The 17,674-nt window shown below is 61.8% G+C and carries 16 protein-coding genes and 1 tRNA gene; 12 read left to right on the plus strand and 5 right to left on the minus strand.

All coding sequences use genetic code 11. From position 1 onward, the window contains the following. Nucleotides 1-84: 84 nt before the first annotated feature. The 5 genes from pckA to I2D41_RS00710 all read left to right on the plus strand — a co-directional run bounded on the left by pckA (nt 85) and on the right by I2D41_RS00710 (nt 4,826). The gene (pckA, locus tag I2D41_RS00690) at nt 85-1,755 is read left to right on the plus strand and encodes a phosphoenolpyruvate carboxykinase (ATP) (RefSeq protein WP_195363215.1); all 1,671 of its coding nucleotides are present in this window, start codon (nt 85-87) and stop codon (nt 1,753-1,755) included. 241 nt (nt 1,756-1,996) lie between these two features. Next, a complete protein-coding gene (locus I2D41_RS00695) occupies nt 1,997-2,716 on the plus strand; it encodes a B3/B4 domain-containing protein (RefSeq protein WP_195363216.1) in 720 nt (239 codons plus the stop codon). 170 nt (nt 2,717-2,886) lie between these two features. Then, nucleotides 2,887-3,336 (plus strand): MarR family winged helix-turn-helix transcriptional regulator, encoded by a 450-nt coding sequence (locus I2D41_RS00700; RefSeq protein WP_117747037.1) that lies wholly within the window; start codon nt 2,887-2,889, stop codon nt 3,334-3,336. Between the two features lie 119 nt (nt 3,337-3,455). Further along, the gene (locus I2D41_RS00705) at nt 3,456-4,310 is read left to right on the plus strand and encodes a DegV family protein (protein WP_195363217.1); all 855 of its coding nucleotides are present in this window, start codon (nt 3,456-3,458) and stop codon (nt 4,308-4,310) included. 195 nt (nt 4,311-4,505) lie between these two features. Continuing rightward, nucleotides 4,506-4,826, plus strand: coding sequence for an MGMT family protein (locus tag I2D41_RS00710; protein WP_117747035.1), 321 nt, complete (start codon nt 4,506-4,508; stop codon nt 4,824-4,826). Nucleotides 4,827-5,219: 393 nt separating this feature from the next. On the opposite strand, the gene trpS is transcribed toward I2D41_RS00710, so the two are convergent. Both trpS and I2D41_RS00720 read right to left on the minus strand, forming a co-directional pair. Then, nucleotides 5,220-6,269, minus strand: a complete 1,050-nt coding sequence (gene trpS, locus I2D41_RS00715; protein ID WP_117776139.1) for a tryptophan--tRNA ligase — start codon at nt 6,267-6,269, stop codon at nt 5,220-5,222. 159 nt (nt 6,270-6,428) lie between these two features. Continuing rightward, nucleotides 6,429-7,628, minus strand: coding sequence for an MraY family glycosyltransferase (locus tag I2D41_RS00720; protein WP_195363218.1), 1,200 nt, complete (start codon nt 7,626-7,628; stop codon nt 6,429-6,431). A 525-nt stretch (nt 7,629-8,153) separates the two neighbouring features. Between I2D41_RS00720 and I2D41_RS00725 the strand changes: the two genes are divergently transcribed. The 5 genes from I2D41_RS00725 (at nt 8,154) to proB (ending at nt 12,636) form a co-directional block, all read left to right on the plus strand. Continuing rightward, nucleotides 8,154-9,092, plus strand: a complete 939-nt coding sequence (locus I2D41_RS00725; RefSeq protein WP_195363219.1) for a radical SAM protein — start codon at nt 8,154-8,156, stop codon at nt 9,090-9,092. A 151-nt stretch (nt 9,093-9,243) separates the two neighbouring features. Next, nucleotides 9,244-9,316: transfer RNA gene (locus I2D41_RS00730), tRNA-Ala, on the plus strand. Between the two features lie 64 nt (nt 9,317-9,380). After that, nucleotides 9,381-9,839 carry a hypothetical protein gene (locus I2D41_RS00735; protein ID WP_006235473.1) on the plus strand — a complete coding sequence of 153 codons (459 nt, stop codon included), beginning with the start codon at nt 9,381-9,383 and terminating at the stop codon, nt 9,837-9,839. A gap of 84 nt (nt 9,840-9,923) precedes the next feature. Then, on the plus strand, nt 9,924-11,429 hold the full coding sequence (locus I2D41_RS00740) for a nicotinate phosphoribosyltransferase (protein WP_195363220.1): 1,506 nt from the start codon (nt 9,924-9,926) through the stop codon (nt 11,427-11,429). Between the two features lie 79 nt (nt 11,430-11,508). After that, complete coding sequence (gene proB / locus I2D41_RS00745) at nt 11,509-12,636, plus strand: glutamate 5-kinase (RefSeq protein WP_195363221.1); 1,128 nt, start codon at nt 11,509-11,511, stop codon at nt 12,634-12,636. Nucleotides 12,637-12,735: 99 nt separating this feature from the next. Here proB and I2D41_RS00750 read toward each other — a convergent pair whose 3' ends face one another. Further along, entirely contained in the window at nt 12,736-14,154 is a 1,419-nt protein-coding gene (locus I2D41_RS00750) for an alpha/beta fold hydrolase (protein ID WP_195363222.1), read from the minus strand. Nucleotides 14,155-14,266: 112 nt separating this feature from the next. Between I2D41_RS00750 and I2D41_RS00755 the strand changes: the two genes are divergently transcribed. Beyond that, complete coding sequence (locus I2D41_RS00755) at nt 14,267-15,553, plus strand: glutamate-5-semialdehyde dehydrogenase (RefSeq protein ID WP_006235477.1); 1,287 nt, start codon at nt 14,267-14,269, stop codon at nt 15,551-15,553. 70 nt (nt 15,554-15,623) lie between these two features. Here I2D41_RS00755 and I2D41_RS00760 read toward each other — a convergent pair whose 3' ends face one another. Both I2D41_RS00760 and I2D41_RS00765 read right to left on the minus strand, forming a co-directional pair. Further along, nucleotides 15,624-16,223 carry an HD domain-containing protein gene (locus I2D41_RS00760; protein WP_006235479.1) on the minus strand — a complete coding sequence of 200 codons (600 nt, stop codon included), beginning with the start codon at nt 16,221-16,223 and terminating at the stop codon, nt 15,624-15,626. A 108-nt stretch (nt 16,224-16,331) separates the two neighbouring features. After that, on the minus strand, nt 16,332-16,817 hold the full coding sequence (locus I2D41_RS00765) for a CarD family transcriptional regulator (RefSeq protein ID WP_006235480.1): 486 nt from the start codon (nt 16,815-16,817) through the stop codon (nt 16,332-16,334). 342 nt (nt 16,818-17,159) lie between these two features. On the opposite strand from I2D41_RS00765, the gene argS reads away from it, so the two are divergent. Further along, the coding region (argS, locus tag I2D41_RS00770; protein ID WP_195363223.1) for an arginine--tRNA ligase domain-containing protein at nt 17,160-17,674 on the plus strand (515 nt) is incomplete at its 3' end.

The following is a 17,674-nucleotide window of genomic DNA, read 5'->3' on the forward strand; positions in this document are numbered from 1 at the left end:
ACGTTTTTGCATATCGGGTACAACGGGCTTTACGTGAGTAAAGTGCGCGCCGCGTCCACGTGTCGCGTTTTTAAAGGAGGCCCCATGCCTGGTGTTACCCCTGCAGAAGTTCTGTCCAATTTTGGTATTACGCTGGTCGAAGACCCCGCCGAGAACCAGCCCCGCCTGTTGGTTGACCTGCCGGCAGCCGAGCTCGTCGAGCACGCCATCCGCCGCGAAGAAGGCCGCATGGCATCCAACGGCGCGCTGGTGATCGAGACGGGGGAGCGCACTGGTCGTTCCCCCAATGACCGCTTTATCGTTGACACCCCCGATGTTCACGACAAGATTGCCTGGGGTGCCGTCAACCGCCCGCTTTCTGCCGAGAGCTACGAGGCCATCAAGGCCGGTATCGTCAACTACCTCAACGAGCGCGATGTGTTCGTCACTCGCGGTATGGCCGGTGCCGATCGCAACCATACGCGTCGCCTGCTTGTCGCCTGCGAGCGTGCCAGCCAAGCGCTCTTTATTAAGCAGATGCTCGCCCGCCCGCTTGCCCGTGAAATCGCACGCACCGGCGAGCCGGACTTCTGCGTGCTCGCCGCTCCCGGCTACCAGTGCGATCCCGCCATTAAGGGCCTCAACTCCAGCGCCGCCGTGGTCATCAACTTCCAGGAGCGCGTGATTTTGGTTGCCGGCACCGGTTACTCCGGCGAAATCAAAAAGTCCATCTTCAGCGTCATGAATTACCTGCTGCCCGTCGAGGACGACGTGCTACCCATGCACTGCTCGGCCAGCATGGATCCCGTCACGCACGAGACCGCCGTGTTCTTTGGCCTTTCGGGCACGGGCAAGACCACGCTTTCGGCCAACCCCACGCGGCTGCTGATCGGCGACGACGAGCACGGTTGGTCCGACATGGGCATCTTCAACATCGAAGGTGGCTGCTACGCCAAATGCGAGGGCCTGGACGCGTTCCACGAGCCCGAGATCTTCAATGCCGTTCGCTTTGGCGCCATCTGCGAAAACGTGGTGCTCGACGAGGGCCGCAAGCCCAATTACGATGATATTTCAATCACACACAACACGCGCGTGGCCTATCCCGTCGAGCATATCCCCAACGCGTGGACCAAGGGCATGGGCACCACTCCCAGCGTCGTGCTGTTCCTGACCTGCGATGCCTTTGGCGTGCTGCCGCCTATCTCGCGCCTGACGGCCGACGCCGCCATGTATCACTTTGTGACGGGCTTTACGGCCAAGGTCCCCGGCACCGAGGTTGGCGTCACCGAGCCCACGCCCACGTTCTCCTCGCTGTTTGGCGAGCCGTTTATGCCGCTCGACCCCATGGTCTACGCTAAGATGCTCGGCGAGCGCATCGCCGACGGCCGCACGCGCGTCTACCTGGTCAACACCGGTTGGATTGGCGGCGGTTATGGCGTGGGCCATCGCATCGAGCTGGCCTACACGCGCGCCCTGGTCGCTCGCGCCCTCGACGGTACCATCGAGGACAGCGAGTTTGTGCACGACGATATCTTTAATGTCGACATTCCCACTACGTGCCACGGTGTGCCCGACGGCATCCTGGTGCCGCGCCAGTACTGGCAGAGCACCGCGCGCTACGACGAGGCAGCGCACAACCTGGCGGTGATGTTCGAGGAGAACTTCGAGAAGAAGTACTCGCACCTTCCCGAGTCCGTCAAGGCCGCCGGCCCGCACGCCCAGGTGTCCGCCGAGGCCCGTCATCGCGGCCGCGGCCTGCTGGGACTCCGCCACTAGTGTCGCCTCAGACCAAAAACCACCACAAAGGAACCACCACAAAGGGGACAGGCACCTTTGTGGTGGTTTTGCTCGCGCGGATGACTCAGGTTACAATACGCCTGACATATCGTCCCCTTCTCCGGATGGGGACAGCGCAAGCGCTCTTGTGGCGGCACCGTAGGACTTTGAAGGTGGCCGCTGTGAGGGCGCTTTTTGTTTAGGCGCCCTCACTCGGGCGCGCACAATGAAGGGAGAGCGTATGAAGGGCTTTGTTGCCGAGAATTCGTTTTGGGAGCTGTTTCCACAGGCGGCGGTCGGCGTCGTGGTCGTAAAGGGCATGAAGCCCGCGGCTCAGATTCCCCAGGAGGACGTGGATGCCATTGCCGCGTTGCTCGACCGCGCCAATATTGATGCGGAGCGTCACCTGACGAGCGATACCATCAGCGAGAACGCGCCGGTGAAGGCTTGGCGTGACGCGTACCGGCTGTTCAAGACTAAAAAGGGCGCCCGCTGCTCGATCGAGAACTTGCTCAAGCGCGTGCTCAAGGGCAAGCCGGTCGGTCATATCACACCGGCGGTGGATATTTACAACACGGTGTCGTTGACCTATGCGCTGCCCGTGGGAGGCGAGGATCTGCATGCGATTGAGGGAGACCTTCGCTTGAAGGTGACCGACGGCGGCGACGCGTTCTTGCCACTTGGCGAGGAGGCGGATGATCCGACGCTGCCCGGTGAGCTTGCTTATATCGATGATGCGGGCGCCGTGTGCCGTTGCTGGAACTGGCGCGATGGCGTTCGCACGGCGCTGTCCGACGATTCGGCGGACGCATTTCTGGCGATTGAGTGCGTGGAGCCCGAGCGGATGGGGGATTGCCAGGCCGCCATCGATCGCTTGGCCGAGCTGCTCGAGCGCTATCTGGGAGCGACGGTTGTCGTTAAGACGCTTGTGACCCGCGACAATCCCTGCGTGGAGCTGTAGCGGCGCCTAGAACCTATTGATGCCCCAGACCACCACAAAGGTGCCTGTCCCCTTTGTGGTGGTTTTTATGTTGATGGGTTAACAATTGGGTCGCGTGGAGGCGGCAGTCGCTGAGTACGGCTAAGATGTTTACCCGTTAGCATCATGCAAGCGAAAGGCGGTCGTCTCCCATGCAGCAGAACGACGAGACACGTTTTGAGGATTTTGTCGGACTGATTAGCGGGCTCTACAAGGAGATTCAGCGTATCAAGACGTCCGAGGGCGCAAGGCTGGGCCTCAAGGGCTCCGACGTCATGTGCCTGTACTACCTGGAGCGCAGCAAGGACGGCATGACCGGCGCCGACCTGGCTCGCGTGGCCGGTGTGACGCGCGCTGCCGTTTCGCGCACGCTGGCGCACCTGGAGGAGGGCGGCTTTGTCGAGGTTGATGACTCGGGCGATGCTGCCGTCAAGTACCGCGCACCGGTTCGCCTGACCACGCTGGGTGGCGAGAGCATGAACGAGGCCGACCGCATCATCCATGACGTGCTCGACACCACCGGTAGGGCCATGGGTGTGGAGCAGCGCGAGCAGATGTATGCGTCGCTGCGTACGATTCTCAACACCCTGCGCGAGATCTAAGGCCGCCAAGGCATTTGTTTCCCATTAACAACTGCATAGTCCCGTTTGAGCGCGTATGCCGCGCCGGGGCATTGCTGTCTAAATTCCCTGCGCGAGACCTGCGCAAGAAAGGATTCGTTATGTCCGTCCGCATTATTACCGATTCCGCAAGCGATATGACGCCGGCGGAGCACCCCGCTCTGCGTGTTCTGCCGCTGTCCGTCACCTTTGGCACCGACGTGTACATGGATGGCGTCGACATCGATCACCAACGCTTTTACGAGATGCTCGTGGAGCGCGATGAGCTGCCCAAGACCGGCCAGGTCAACCCGTACGCGTTTTCGCAGGCTATTGCCAAGGCGCGTGAGGCCGGCGACGAGGCTGTGATTATTACCGTGGGCGCCAAGCTTTCGGGCACCAATCAGAGTGCCCGTACTGCACTTGCCGAGGCGCCGGGCGGCGACGTGTTCGTGGTAGACAGCAATAACGTAACCCTGGGCGAGCGTGTCCTGGTCGAGTATGCCCTGCGCCTGGTGGACGAGGGGTGTGGAGCTGCCCAGATCGCGGCGGCTGTCGAGGCCGTGCGCGACCGTGTGGTCGTCATCGGTCTGCTCGAGACGCTGGAGTACTTGGTGCGCGGCGGTCGCCTGTCTGCTGCGGCCGGCGCTGTGGGCACGCTGCTCAACGTAAAGCCCGTTGTGGCCGCCGAGGACGGCCTGATCGTGCAGCTGGGCAAGGCGCGCGGTTCCAAGAACGGCCGCAACCTGCTCAACCAGAAGGTCGAAAAGGCGGGCGGCGTCGACTTTTCCATGCCGCTGGCGCTCGGCTATACGGGCCTTTCGGACGCCGTGCTCAAGAAGTACATCGAGGACAGCGCCGCGCTGTGGGCTGGACACACCGAGGGCGAGCTGCCCATCCACACCATTGGCGCCACCATCGGCACCCACGTGGGCCCCGGCGCCGTAGCCGTAGCCTTCTTCCGTCCCGCCAACTAACTTACCTCCCAAAAAGGGACAGGTTTATTTTGGCAGGTTCTATCTGGGCAAACACTGCCTGCCATGCCATGTGATCCCTCAGCGACGGCGGGGTTGCGGACCATCGGCCGCGCGGAGGTCTCAATGATCTACAACCCTGCCGTCCCCAAGGGATCATTTGTGCTTTATGCTGTTGCGGGCGGAAAGGGGTAGGCGATGGCATCTGAGGGCTTTTTTGAGCGGGTGTACGAGGTAGTCGAGCAGATTCCCGAGGGGATGGTCGCCACGTACGGTCAGGTGGCGATGCTCGCCGGTCGTCCGCGGAGCGCGCGCTATGTGGGCTATGCGCTGCATAGCAACCCACGTCCTGGCCAAATTCCCTGTCATCGCGTGGTGTTTGCCGACGGCCGTATCTGTGAGGGCTTTGCGTTTGGCGGCCCCGATGCTCAGCGTGAGCTCTTACTGGGGGAGGGCGTGACGTTTACCGATCCCATGCACGTCAATCTGGGCGCCTGTCGCTGGCCTGCCGGACTCTAACAGTTCTGCCGTGGCCAAAACCACCACAAAGGTGCCTGTCCCCTTTGCGGTGGTTTTCCGTTGCAGGTTTACCGGGGCTAACTTATGGAGAAGGTGTGGCGGCGCACTTTGCAGTCAGAAAGTAAACCACGGTGAACTATATTGTATTCAGCAACGGAGTAGGCAATAGGCGATGAAAAAGCCTGCCCTGTTGAGTTTGATTCGCATTCCTCCCCTCTGTGCGATTCAACGGTGTACTTCGGGAACGGGCCCGCTGGCAACTGACTGCCGGCGGGCCCGTTCCCGTTTATCGGGGGAGTGCAATGGACGGAGCCGAGCTGGTCGGGCTCCAAAAAAGGCGGACGCCGTAGCGCCCGCCCCATAACAATCGAAAGCTCAAGCCAGCAGATCGGTCTAGTACACCATGCCCATGGCGTCCCGAACCTCGGCCAGGGTCTGCTCGGCGATCTCGTTGGCACGACGGTTGCCCTCGTGCAGCACGTCCTTCACATAGTCCAGATCGTTCTCGTAGCGCTGGCGACGCTCGCGGATCGGCGCAAAGTACTCGTTGACGGCCTCGGTCACGTACTTCTTGAGCTGGCCGGAGCCGCCCATGCCAATCTCCTCGGCAATCTCGACCTCGGATCGGCCGGTGCAGATGGCAGCCGTCGAAAGCAGGCCGGACACGCCGGGGCGGTTCTCGGGGTCGAACGTGATCATGCGCTCGGAGTCGGTCTGGCTCTTCTTGATGCGCTTGGCCGTCTCCTCGGCGGTCATCGAGATATTGATGGCGTTGCCGTAGCTCTTGCTCATCTTGCGGCCGTCCAGGCCGGGCAGCAGCGGGGTCTCGGACAGCAGCGCCTCGACCTCGGGGAACACCTTGCCGTAGCGGTTGTTAAAGCGGCGGGCGATGGTGCGGGTGAGCTCGATGTGCGGCAGCTGGTCGCGACCGACCGGCACCACGTTGCCCTTGCAGAACAGGATGTCGCAGGCCTGGTGCACCGGATAGGTGAGCAGAAGGCCGGTAAGCTCGTGGCCCGAGGCCTCCATCTCGGCCTTGACGGTGGGGTTGCGCGCCAGCTCTGCCTCGGACACCAGCGACAGGAACGGCAGCATGAGCTGGTTGGCAGCGGGCACGGCAGAGTGTGCGTAGATCATGGTCTTGTCGGGGTCGATGCCGCAGGCAAGGTAGTCCATGACCATGTTGTACACGTTGTCCTGGATGTGCTCGGTGGTGTCGCGGTCGGTGATGACCTGGTAGTCGGCAATGAGCACGTTGGTCTTGGCGCCCATGTTCTGCAGCTCGACGCGGCCCTTGAGGGTGCCAAAGTAGTGGCCCAGGTGCAGACGGCCGGTGGGGCGGTCGCCGGTAAGCATGGTGAACTTCTCGGGCGTCTTGGCCAGGCCCTCGCGAATGGCGTTGCTCTTTTGCAGCGCGACTTCGTAGCTGTTCTCGTTTGGCATGATTGCTCCTTACGTATGTTCATGGGTCAAGATGATAACGCGTTTATTGGAGGGGTGGGGCGTAAGTAGGCGAGGGGCGGGAGAGGGGTGGCTTGTGCGATGGGCGCGGCGCGGCCGCGCTTGGCCAACGGTGCCTTGGCACATCCTCGGCAGCTTGCCCTAGAGCTTGTGGTGGCGCTCTTCTTTGCGCTCCTCGGCTGCCTGCTCCTCCTGCTTAAAAGCGGGGTCGTCGGGGGTGACCAGCTCATCTTCGTGCGTGCGCTTGTTGTAATGGTGGAGCAGCACGGGCTCAAATAGATGTAGATGCTTGGCGAAGGCCGCCGAGCCAATGGCGAGCACGGTAAAGATGAGCACGCGCATGGGCACCTCGACCTGGTTAATCGCGGCGGCGCCGGCCGAAAGCATGATGCACCAGGCATAGATGAGCAGCACGGCCTGTTTTTGGTTGTAGCCTTCTTGGATCAGGCGGTGGTGGATGTGGCCCTTGTCGGCCTGCCCGATGCTAATGTGGGCGCGCTTGCGGCGCACAATGGCGCTAAACGTGTCGATGATGGGCACGCCGGCAACGATGAGCGGGATGATAAGCGAGGTGAGTGCGGCGGTGCGGCTCACGTTGAGCAGCGAGATGGAGCCCAGCGCAAAGCCCAGAAGCAGCGACCCCGAGTCGCCCAAGAAGATGCTTGCGGGGTTGAAGTTGTAGCGCAAAAAGGCCAGACAGGCGCCAAAGAGCGCAATGGAGAGCGCGGCGGCGTCGATGCGGCCCGAGAGAACGGCCATCGAAAACATGGTGAACGACGCGATGCCGCAGATGCCCGTGGCCAAGCCGTCGAGGCCGTCGATGAGGTTAATGATGTTGGTGAATGCCACCAGATAGATTACGGTGATGGGGTAGGCGAGCCATCCGAGCATGATCTCGCCGGGGGCAAACGGGTTGACGATGACGCCGATCCGCAGGCCGCCCATGCAGGCGATAAGCGCGGCGAGGACCTGTCCGGCCAGCTTTTGCTTGGGCGTGAGCTGGAAGACGTCGTCGATAGCGCCGGTCGCAAAGATAACGGTAAAAGAAAGCGCAAGTATGGGGTAGCTGATGTGCAGACGGGGGTGGGGCACCAAAACGGGCGGCCAACCCAGGTACCAGGTGCCTAGGATTTGCACAGTGCAGGCGACGACCAGGCCCAAAAACACCGCCGTTCCGCCCAAACGCGGGATGGGCTTGGTGTTGATGCGGCGCTTAGAAGGATAGTCGACGGCGTCGAGCTTGATTGCCAGGCGCTTGACCAGGGGTACCGTGAGGAAGGTCGTGATAAAGGCCGCCGCTGCCACGCATAGGTACGGTATGTAGCTCGGGGATGAAGCCATGAATCTAAAAACCGCCAAGCGTCGAAGGAAAAGGTCAGAAGAACGCCATGCGCAAAGGGCATAGCCGAACCATGATACTCGACCAAGGGGGGTGCATGGAATTGCACGCAGCGATAATCACGCGCTTACCAGATATTGGAATGTTGTCGATGGCTTGTCGGGATGCCGGCGGGGATCCATATGGACTGTATGGTGATTTTCGGCAAAAGAAAACCACCCCCCACGTTACGAAAATGAACCCACCTAAAACAGGTGGGTGCCCTCATCGACTGTTCCAGCGTCCTTAACAACGAAGGATACCTGTACTAGGTACGACTGTGTGGGCTCCCTAAATAAACGCGACGGTTCACCCAGTTGCTCCGCGGGGGGCGGAATACCTACATCATAAAGCGGCACTTTATCGATTCCAGTCTTGACATTACAAAAATCGTGTCGGACGATTACGGCGCCTTAGGGACGGAGCCGTCTACGCGGTCTGGCCCTTTACGTTTGAGCTGCTGAATCGTTGTTTTGGAGCATGTTTTTATGCCGACGTCGTTGACCGAACTTTTTTCGCCCGCCTGCCATTTGTGTCCGCGCCGTTGCGGTGCGGCGCGCGATGAGGGCGCGCACGGCGTCTGCGGTGCTAACGACACGCTCAAGGTGGCCCGCGCCGCGCTTCATATGTGGGAGGAGCCGCCTATCTCGGGCGAGGCCGGTTCGGGCACGATCTTCTTTAGCGGTTGCTCGCTTAAATGTATCTACTGCCAGAACCACGAGATCTCGACCGGCAATTTTGGCCTTGAGATTTCGCCTGAGCGTCTGGTCGAGATTATGCTGGAGCTGCAGGACCAGGGTGCCAACAACATCAATTTGGTGACGGCGACGCACTATGCGCACCTGTTGTCTGCCGTGATTGCCGCGGCACGGGCGCGCGGACTGGTTATCCCGATCGTCTACAACACGAGTGGTTACGAGCGCGCGAGTGCCGTGGCCGCGCTGGGCGACCTGATCGATGTGTGGCTTACCGACTTTAAATATGCCGATGCGGCGCTTGCGCAGTCGCTCTCCCATATAAAGGATTACCCGCGTGTGGCCGTGTCGGGTCTGGCCCAGATGGCGCGCGAGATCGATCGCCGCGGGGGAGAGCTGGTGGATGACGACGGGCTCATGAAGCGCGGCATCATCGTGCGCCACCTGGTGCTGCCGGGGCATGCGGATGACTCGTGCCGCGTGTTAGACCTGGTGTGGCAGACGGTGGGCGACGTGCCGATCTCGGTCATGAACCAGTACACGCCCAATGCGCTCATGCGCGAGCAGGGCGGCGAGTTGGCGCGCGCCGTGACGCGCGAGGAGTACGAGCAGGTGCTCGACCATGCCGACGACCTGGGCTTTACGACAATGTTCTGGCAAGAGGGCGGCGCGGTAGACGAGAGCTTCACCCCCGCCTTCGACACCACCGGCGTCCTCACCAGCGCAAAGTAGAGCGCACGCTGATGATTTTTCTGGGACGGGGATTAAAAAATCATCGAGAGGATCGCCTGTTCGAAAAGTTGTCAAAATAGCCGCGTCCCAAAAAGACTGGTTATTGGGCGTTGACAGTTGGCGAGCCGTAGGTAAAATATCGACTTGTCCTGGGGACGTAGCTCAGTTGGGAGAGCGCTGCCGTCGCATGGCAGAGGCCGAGGGTTCGACTCCCTTCGTCTCCACCCATGGATTTGATAAGCCGCTGACATTGTGTCGGCGGCTTTTTTTAAAAGAAAGGGCTATATCATGGCCGAGCTTGAGTCCCAACCATTGTCCGACGAGGAGCGCGCCGAGTTGGAAGAGCTCCGCGCTGAGAAGGCCCGCCGCGAGGCTCGGGAAGAGGCCCGTCGCGAGCGTGAGGAGCTGGCTGCCCTGCGTGCCGAGCGTGCGAAGGCCGAGGAGGCCGCCGCGAACGCCGCATCCGCATCGGCGCCCGCGCCCGCACCCAAGCCCGCTGCTGCGAAGCCTGCACCTGCCGCGCCCAAACCTCAGCCTAAAAAGGCCGCCCGTCCCAAGTCCGTCGAGCCCAAGCCGAGCCGTGACGAGATGACCTTTGCCCAGCGCATGGTTACCTCCAAGGAGCCTATGGGCGAGAACGAGATCCCTGGCATGGCGCCGGCTCAAAAAATCATCATTGTCCTTGCCCTCATCGCGTTTGTCATCTTTATGGGCTACACGATCCTGACCAGCATGGGCCTGCTCTAACCGACTCGCATCGGGCGTCATGTCCGCATGCTCTGCTCTCGTCCAACCCTCAAATTCTGCACCACACATCCGAAAGGTCGCCCCATGGCTTTGACCGACATCTCGCATCCCACCGACATTGCAATGCTCACCGATCTGTACGAGCTCACTATGGCCCAGGGCCTGTGGGAGAGCGGCAAGGCCAATGAGCAGGGTTGTTTTACCGCGTTTTACCGCGACCATCCCTTTGGCAGCGCCTATGCCGTCATGTGCGGCACCGCCGAGCTGCCCGAGCTGGTCGAGAATCTGCGCTTTACGCCCGAGGACATCGACTACCTCGCCTCGCTCCAGGCCCCTGCTGGCGATGCGATGTTCAAGTCTGGATTCCTCGACTACCTGCGCGATTTTCGTGCGCATGTAAACATCGACGCCGTGCCCGAGGGCGAGCTCGTCTTTCCGCGCGAGCCCATGGTGCGCGTCACCGGCCCCGCGCTGGAGTGCCAGCTGCTCGAGACGGCGCTGCTCAACATCGTCGGGTTCCAGACGCTTGTCGCCACCAAGACGGCGCGCGTGGTGCTCGCCGCCGACGGTCGCCCCGTGGCGGAGTTTGGCCTGCGCCGAGCCCAGGGTCCCGATGGCGGCCTGGCCGTTGCGCGCGCGAGCTACGTTGCCGGCTGCTCCTCTACGTCCAATGTGCTCGCCGGCCGCCGCTACGGTATTCCCGTCTTTGGCACGCATGCTCACAGCTGGGTGATGAGCTTCGATTCCGAGCTCGAGGCCTTCCGTGCCTTTGCCAAATCGAGCCCCAAGAACTGCACGCTGCTCATCGACACCTATGACGTGCGCGAGGGCTGTGAACATGCCATTACGGTTGCCAAGGAGATGGAAGCGGTGGGCGAGCGCTTGTCGGCCATTCGCATTGACTCCGGCGACCTCGCCAAGCTCTCCAAGTATGTTCGCGGCCGTTTTGATGCCGAGGGCCTGCCCTATGTGGGGATCTCGGTTTCTAACGATCTGGATGAGTACACGATTCAGTCGCTGCTCGACCAGGGCGCGCCCATCGACAGCTTTGGCGTGGGTACCAAGCTTGCGACCTGCTATGACCAGCCGGCGCTGGGCGGCGTGTACAAGCTTTCCGCCCGCCGTGCGAGCGAGGCAGATCCATGGACGCCGGTGGTCAAGCTCTCCGAGCAGCCCTACAAGCGCACGATCCCGGGTGTGCAACGCGTGCGCCGTTATTACGACGGCTTTGGCGGCCCGGTCTGCGACATGATCTACGACGAGGACCATCTGGCGGGGGAGGGCGCCGCGCGCGGCAATACCCTCGTGGCCGTGAATGATGCCGCCCTGGTGACCGACGTGTCCGAACTTGAGTATCGCGAGCTGCTGGTGCCGATCGTGCGCGATGGCAGTGCGGTGGCTCCGCGTGAGAGCATCCAGGACGCGCGCGAGCGCTGTGCTTGGGCGCTCAATCATCTGGACGCAGCTTTCAAGCGCTTCCTGTACCCGCAGACCTATGTGGTGGGCATGGAGCAGGGCCTGGCTCAGATGCGCGACGAGCTCGTGCGCAAGAACATGGCCGCGGCTTCTGCCTTTCCCTGGGCTCACTAATTTCTTGGGTGGTAGGGGCGAGTCACGCTCCCTTGGCCGCCAGCTCGGCCGTTCGCTGAACAGTTGATTGGTTTGACGTATGACGACTTCTTATAAAACGATGGTGGTAAAGATCGGTTCGTCCACGGTTGTGGGCACTGACGGCAAGGTCAACCGCTCCTTTATCGGCGGGCTTGCCGATCAGGCCGCAGCGCTGCGCAGGCTCGGCTGGCGTCTGGTCGTGGTGAGCTCGGGCGCTATCGCCTGTGGCTATCCCGTGCTGGGCTTCGACCGCAAGCCGGTCGGCGACCTGCCGAGCCTGCAGGCTTGCGCCTCGGCTGGTCAGTGCATCATCTCGTCGGCCTACGACGAGGAGTTCCATGCGCGCGACCTGCTCACCTCGCTCGTGCTGCTCACGCGCCACGATACGGCCCGCCGCACGTCTTACCTGCACGCGCGCGACGCCCTGCTGCGCCTCGTGGAGCTTGGCGTGGTGCCGGTCGTCAACGAGAACGATACCGTTACCGTCGATGAGATTAAGTTTGGCGACAACGACACACTGGCGGCGCTTGTGAGCTGCCTGGTTTCTGCCGATCTGTGCGTGACGCTCTCGGACATCGATGGCCTCTATACTGCCAATCCGCATGAGGACCCCACGGCCGAGTTTGTTCCTGTCGTGCATAAGATCGATGCCAAGATTATTGCCTCGGCGGGCGATTCTTCCACATCGGTGGGCACGGGCGGCATGATTACCAAGATTCGCGCGAGCCGCATCCTGATGACGGCGGGCATTCAGAGCGTGATTTGCTCGGGCGAGGAGCCCGATGCGCTCGTGCGCCTCGCCCGCGGCGAGAGCGTGGGCACGCTGTTCGATCCGCCGGCGGAGCGTCTGGACATCGCACCCCGCAAGCTGTGGATCGCACTGGGCGACAAGGCGCATGGCTCGGTGACGGTCGATGATGGTGCTGCGAAGGCGCTGGTCAGCCGTGGCTCTTCTCTGCTTGCGGTGGGTATTCGCGAGGTCGATGGCCAGTTTGCCGAGGGCGATGTGCTCGATGTGTGCGACCCGAGCGGTATGGTCGTCGCCCGCGGTATCGCCGAGGCCGATTCGGACGTGCTGGAGCTTGCTGCCGGCCGCCGCCAGGACCAGATCGCCAGCAACCGCCTGCTCGCTAACTTGGCCGAGAAGCCGGCGATACACAGGGATAACTTGATCGTATTTGCATAAAGAAAGACAGCACTGCGGATCGTTTCCCGCAGCGCTGTCTTTCTCGTGCCGGCACTTGGGGACGTTCCTTTTGTGCCGGCAGGTGGGGACACTCCTTTGTTAGAAGATCCGGCGCAGGTCTCCGCGGTTGAGTGCTTCGTCGAAGAGGTGCTTGAACACCACACTGCCGTGCAGACCGTCGTGCTCGAACTCGTTGGTCACCCAGGCATGCGAGTTGCCCACGCGGCTGAGCGTATCGAGCTGCAGGCCCGAATCCACGTACATGTCGTCGAAATACACCGCGGCCTGGAGCGGCACTTCGTTGTAGGCCAGGCGCTGCGGGTCGTAGATCTTGTCCCAGCTGGTGTCTTCCATCAGCAGGTCCATGGCGGGCTTGAAGGGCTTGAGCTCGGGCATCTGCTCGAACATCCACGGGAACATGGCCTCGCCGGTAAACATGAGCGGGCGCGCGAGGGTGTCGAACTCGGTGCGGTGAGCCTTCTCTTCAGCCGCGGCCCAGCCAATGGGCATAGTGTCACCGTCGGCGTATATGAACTCCTGCAGCGTCCAGTACAGCGGATTCGTGCGCGTGTTGGTGCGCTCGAAGGCGCGCATCAAAAAGCTGTCAGATACCGAGGCGTCGCAGGTCAGCGTGCCGTCGCCATCAACAAAAGCGTGATCGATAATCCAATGCATGCGTTCAAAGCTCGGCTTCATGCCAAAGTCGCTGCCCATGAGCTGTAGGCGCTCGACTGTCATCGGCGAGCCGTCGGGCAGCACGGGCTTCTGGGCTTCGAGCGCATCGGCCAGGGCTGCCACGCGCTCGACGTCAGCGGGGTAGCGGTCATAATACTGCTGCGTCTTGGCGGCCATGCGCGGGAAGGTGTGCGCGTAGACCTCGCTTGCGCTCGCCGGCACGTGGGGGATTCCGCCGCAGGTAAAGCTCGCCGCCACGCCCTCGGGGAAGAGCGACAGGTAGCTCAGCGTCAAAAAACCGCCGTAGCTTTGGCCGAGCGTGACCCACGGCTTGCCTCCAAAGCCCACTAGGCGCAGGTACTCAAAATCGCGCACGATGGAGCTGACGAGGTGGCGCTTGAGGTAGTCCGCCTGCGAGCGGGCCGCATTGGCGCCTGCTGCCTCGGCGCGATCGCCCAAGGCGGCAATCGTGCGCCCGTCCACGCAGCTGCTGCGTCCGGTGCCGCGCTGGTCGGGAAGGACCACGCGGAAGTGCTTGACGGCCTCCTCGATCCAGCCGTCGCTTGTGGGCGTCAGCGGACGCGGGCTCTCGCCGCCGGGGCCGCCCTGCAAAAACAGGAGCAGTGGCAGATCGTCGTTGATGCGGTCGGGCGCGCAAACCACGCGGTAGAAGAGCTTGATGCTCTCGGGCGCGCCGGCGATGGGTGCCGGCATAGCGCCGCGGCGCATGGTGCTGCCGACGGCCAGGAGCATCGGCTCCAGGCCGCGCCAGTCAAGGGGGACGTCGATGCTGTGGTCCTCGACGTAAAGGCCGGGGACGTGGTACGAAGTGATGAGGGCCATGTGAGACTTCCGTTCGTTGCGGTGTTTCGGGTTGACCAATTCTACCGCCGCGGGCGAGGCCATGCGCAAATCGGCTACCATGGTTGCAAACTTCTAGGAGAAAGGGCCGCCCATGTCGGTCGATATAGCCACGTATGTCCACGATCTTGCCGTTGCCGCCAAGGCAGCGTCGGCCTCGCTTGCCACGGCGAGCGATGAGCAGCGCCAGGAGGCCGTGCGCGCCATGGCCGCAGCACTGCGCAACGGTGTCGACTCCATCGTCGCCGCCAACGAGCTCGATATGTCCGCTGCGCGCGATGCGGGTACCTCGGCCGGACTGCTCGATCGCCTGCTGCTGACGCCCGAGCGCGTCGAGGGCATGGCCGCCGGCCTGGAAAAGCTCGCCGAGCTGCCCGATCCCGTGGGCCGCGTGCTCGACCACCGTATACTCGCAAGCGGCGTGGACCTGACCCGCGTGAGTGTGCCACTGGGTCTGGTCGCCATAGTGTATGAGGCGCGCCCCAACGTGACGGCCGATGCCGCGGGCATCTGCATCCGCACCGGCAACGCCTGCATTCTGCGCGGCGGCTCGCTGGCCTATCACTCGTGTGCCATGATTGCCGAGCTGCTGGCCGATGCGCTCGAGGCCAAGGGCTTCCCGCGCGAGGCCGTGTCGATGATCGAGTCCACCGACCGCGAGGCCACTGGCGAGCTCATGAAGCTCCGCGGCATTGTCGACGTACTCATTCCGCGCGGCGGTGCAGGCCTGATCCAGCGCTGCGTGCGCGAGTCGCTTGTGCCGGTGATCGAGACGGGCACGGGCAACTGCCACATCTACGTGCATGAATCCGCCGACTTTGATAAGGCGCTCAACATTATCGTTAATGCCAAGACCCAGCGCGTAGGCGTGTGCAATGCCGCCGAGTCGCTGCTGGTCGACCGTGCTGTGGCCGATGCGTTTTTGCCTGCGGTCGTTGCCGTGCTGCACGACCACGGCGTGCTCATTCACGGCGACGAGGCCACGTGCGCCGCGTGCGCCGACGCCGGCTTTGTAGAGGGCGATGACTACGTCGCCGCGACTGAGGAGGACTGGGGTCGCGAGTACCTGGCGCTCGAGATGAGCGTGAAGGTCGTGGCAAACGAGGACGAGGCCATCGCGCACATCAACCGCTACGGTACCATGCATTCCGAGGCCATCATTTCCGAGGACGTGGACGCCTGCGAGCGCTTCTTGGATGCGGTCGATGCCTCGGCCGTATATGCCAACGCCAGCACGCGCTTTACCGACGGCGGCGAGTTTGGCCTGGGCGCCGAGATCGGCATCTCGACCCAAAAGCTCCACGCCCGTGGCCCCTTTGCCGCCGAGGCCCTCACCACCTACAAATACAAGCTTCGAGGCACCGGCCAGGTCCGCCCCTAGCGTCCGCGCAAACAAAAACCACCACAAAGGTGCCTTTCCCCTTTGTGGTGGTTTTAAGTGGCGCGGGCGGTTAGGCCTGGAAGGTATCGTGGTCGGGGGCGAAGGACTGCATGGCTGCGATGGTGCGGTCGAAGAGCTCAGGAAGCTCCCAGCCCAGCATCTCGGCGCCCTGCGAAATCACGTCGCGCGAGCAGCCGGCGGCAAAGCGCTTGTCCTTGAACTTCTTCTTGAGCGACTTGGTCGTAAAGTCCATAACGCTCTTGCTCGGGCGCATGATGACTGCAGCGCCGATCAGGCCGGTGAGCTCATCGCAGGCAAACAGGATCTTTTCCATCTGCAGCTCGGGCTTGGGCAGCGAGGTATTGAAGTCCGACGTGTGCGTCTGGATGGCGCGAATGAGCTCGGGAGACGCACCTTCATCCTTAAGAATCTTGGCAGCATAGATGGTGTGGTTCATGGGGTCGTCCTCATGCTCCTCCCAATCCAGGTCGTGCAGCAGACCGACGATGCCCCAAAACTCCTCGTTCTCGGGGTCGAACTCGCGCGCAAAGTAGCGCATAGTGCCCTCGACCGTCTCGCCATGGGTGATATGGAACGGGTCCTTGTTGTGCTCATTGAGCAGTTCGAACGCGCGGTCGCGGGTGATTCCGGCGGTAAGCGGCTCTGCCATAAGAGACTCCTTGTGCTCGTGGGTATCGATAAGAATGAATACTACTAGAACAAGAAAACCACCACAAAGGTGCCTGTCCCCTTTGTGGTGGTTTTTGGCGCGGATGGGTTAGTTGAGGGCGGCTTGGGCTAGGCGGGCTTCGGCGGCCTCCTCGGTGACGCCCAAGGCCACGGCGAACTCCTCGATGGAGCGGCGTTTGGCCTCCTTGAGTACGCGCATGTAGTAGGAGCTGGGTTTTTTATCAGCTTCCTCGGCCTGGCGAATGCGGTGCATCATGGTCTTTGCCACGCGGACCGTCTCGGGCGCGCCCAGCTTGAGCTGCTGCTTAAAGTGCGTCTCCTCAAGTGAACTGTTGCGCTCGGTAAAAGTGTCGCACTCCAGCTCGTCATAGTGGCTCAGCAGGTGCTCGGCATCTTGCTGCGAGATGGCGGCGTGCAAACGGTCGGCCTGCGCCACGGGGTACATGAGGATCGTCTGCGCATGTCCCTGCTTGGTCTCGAGCAGTAGCATGGGCTGCGGTGTGTCGTCCCTAAAACCGACGACGGTGCAGACTCCCTGACCCGGATGAATGACGTGTTGACCGATTGAGAACATGCTACCTCCAACTTATACGAATTTACGTATGTCTAGAATAACACGCTGACGTGCGCAAACCCTTACTTTATGCAGGAAAAGCACACAACTCCGATAGGTAAGAGTATTCGATAACAGGCGCAGCTCATTCACACCTTTATGCATTTTCAACGCCTGCATAATCTGCAGGCAGACTGGCATCTTTGAGTGACTCCATACAAGCTGTAGTCAATTTTGTGCATATGCAATATCGATTGGCTTTACCCTGCGACAGTGCCCGTCGCTTGTGATAGAGTGCTACAAACTCTGGCTTTTGCCCTACGAGTGACCAAGAGCTCGGGGGCTTTAACACAAGGAGGATCTATGCCCGAGAAGATTGAAGAGCTGGTACGCGCTGCGCTTGCTGCGGCCCAGGAGGCCGGCGACCTTTCCGCATTTGAACTTGACGATTGCGCTATCGAGCGACCGGCTGACACTTCTCATGGCGAGTGGACCTCTACCATGGCCCTGAAGTCCGCCAAGCTGGCCCATTGCGCCCCGCGCAAGATCGCCGAGGCCATCGTTGCCCATATGCCCGAGGACCCCGCGATCGAGAAGGTCGAGATCGCAGGCCCCGGCTTCATCAACTTCTACCTCTCCGTTGCCGTCAAGAATGCCATCTTTGGCGAGGCTCGCGAGAAGGGTATGGACTTCGCTAAGTCCAACGTCGGTGGCGGCCTGAAGACCCAGGTCGAGTTCGTCTCCGCCAACCCCGTCGGCCCCATGCACATCGGCCATGGCCGCTGGGCCGCTCTGGGCGACTCCCTTTGCCGTGTGATGGACCACGCCGGTTACGATATCCAGCGTGAGTTCTACATTAACGACCACGGCTCTCAGAT

Source organism: Collinsella aerofaciens, assembly GCF_015552075.1.
Lineage (GTDB): Bacteria > Actinomycetota > Coriobacteriia > Coriobacteriales > Coriobacteriaceae > Collinsella > Collinsella aerofaciens_Y.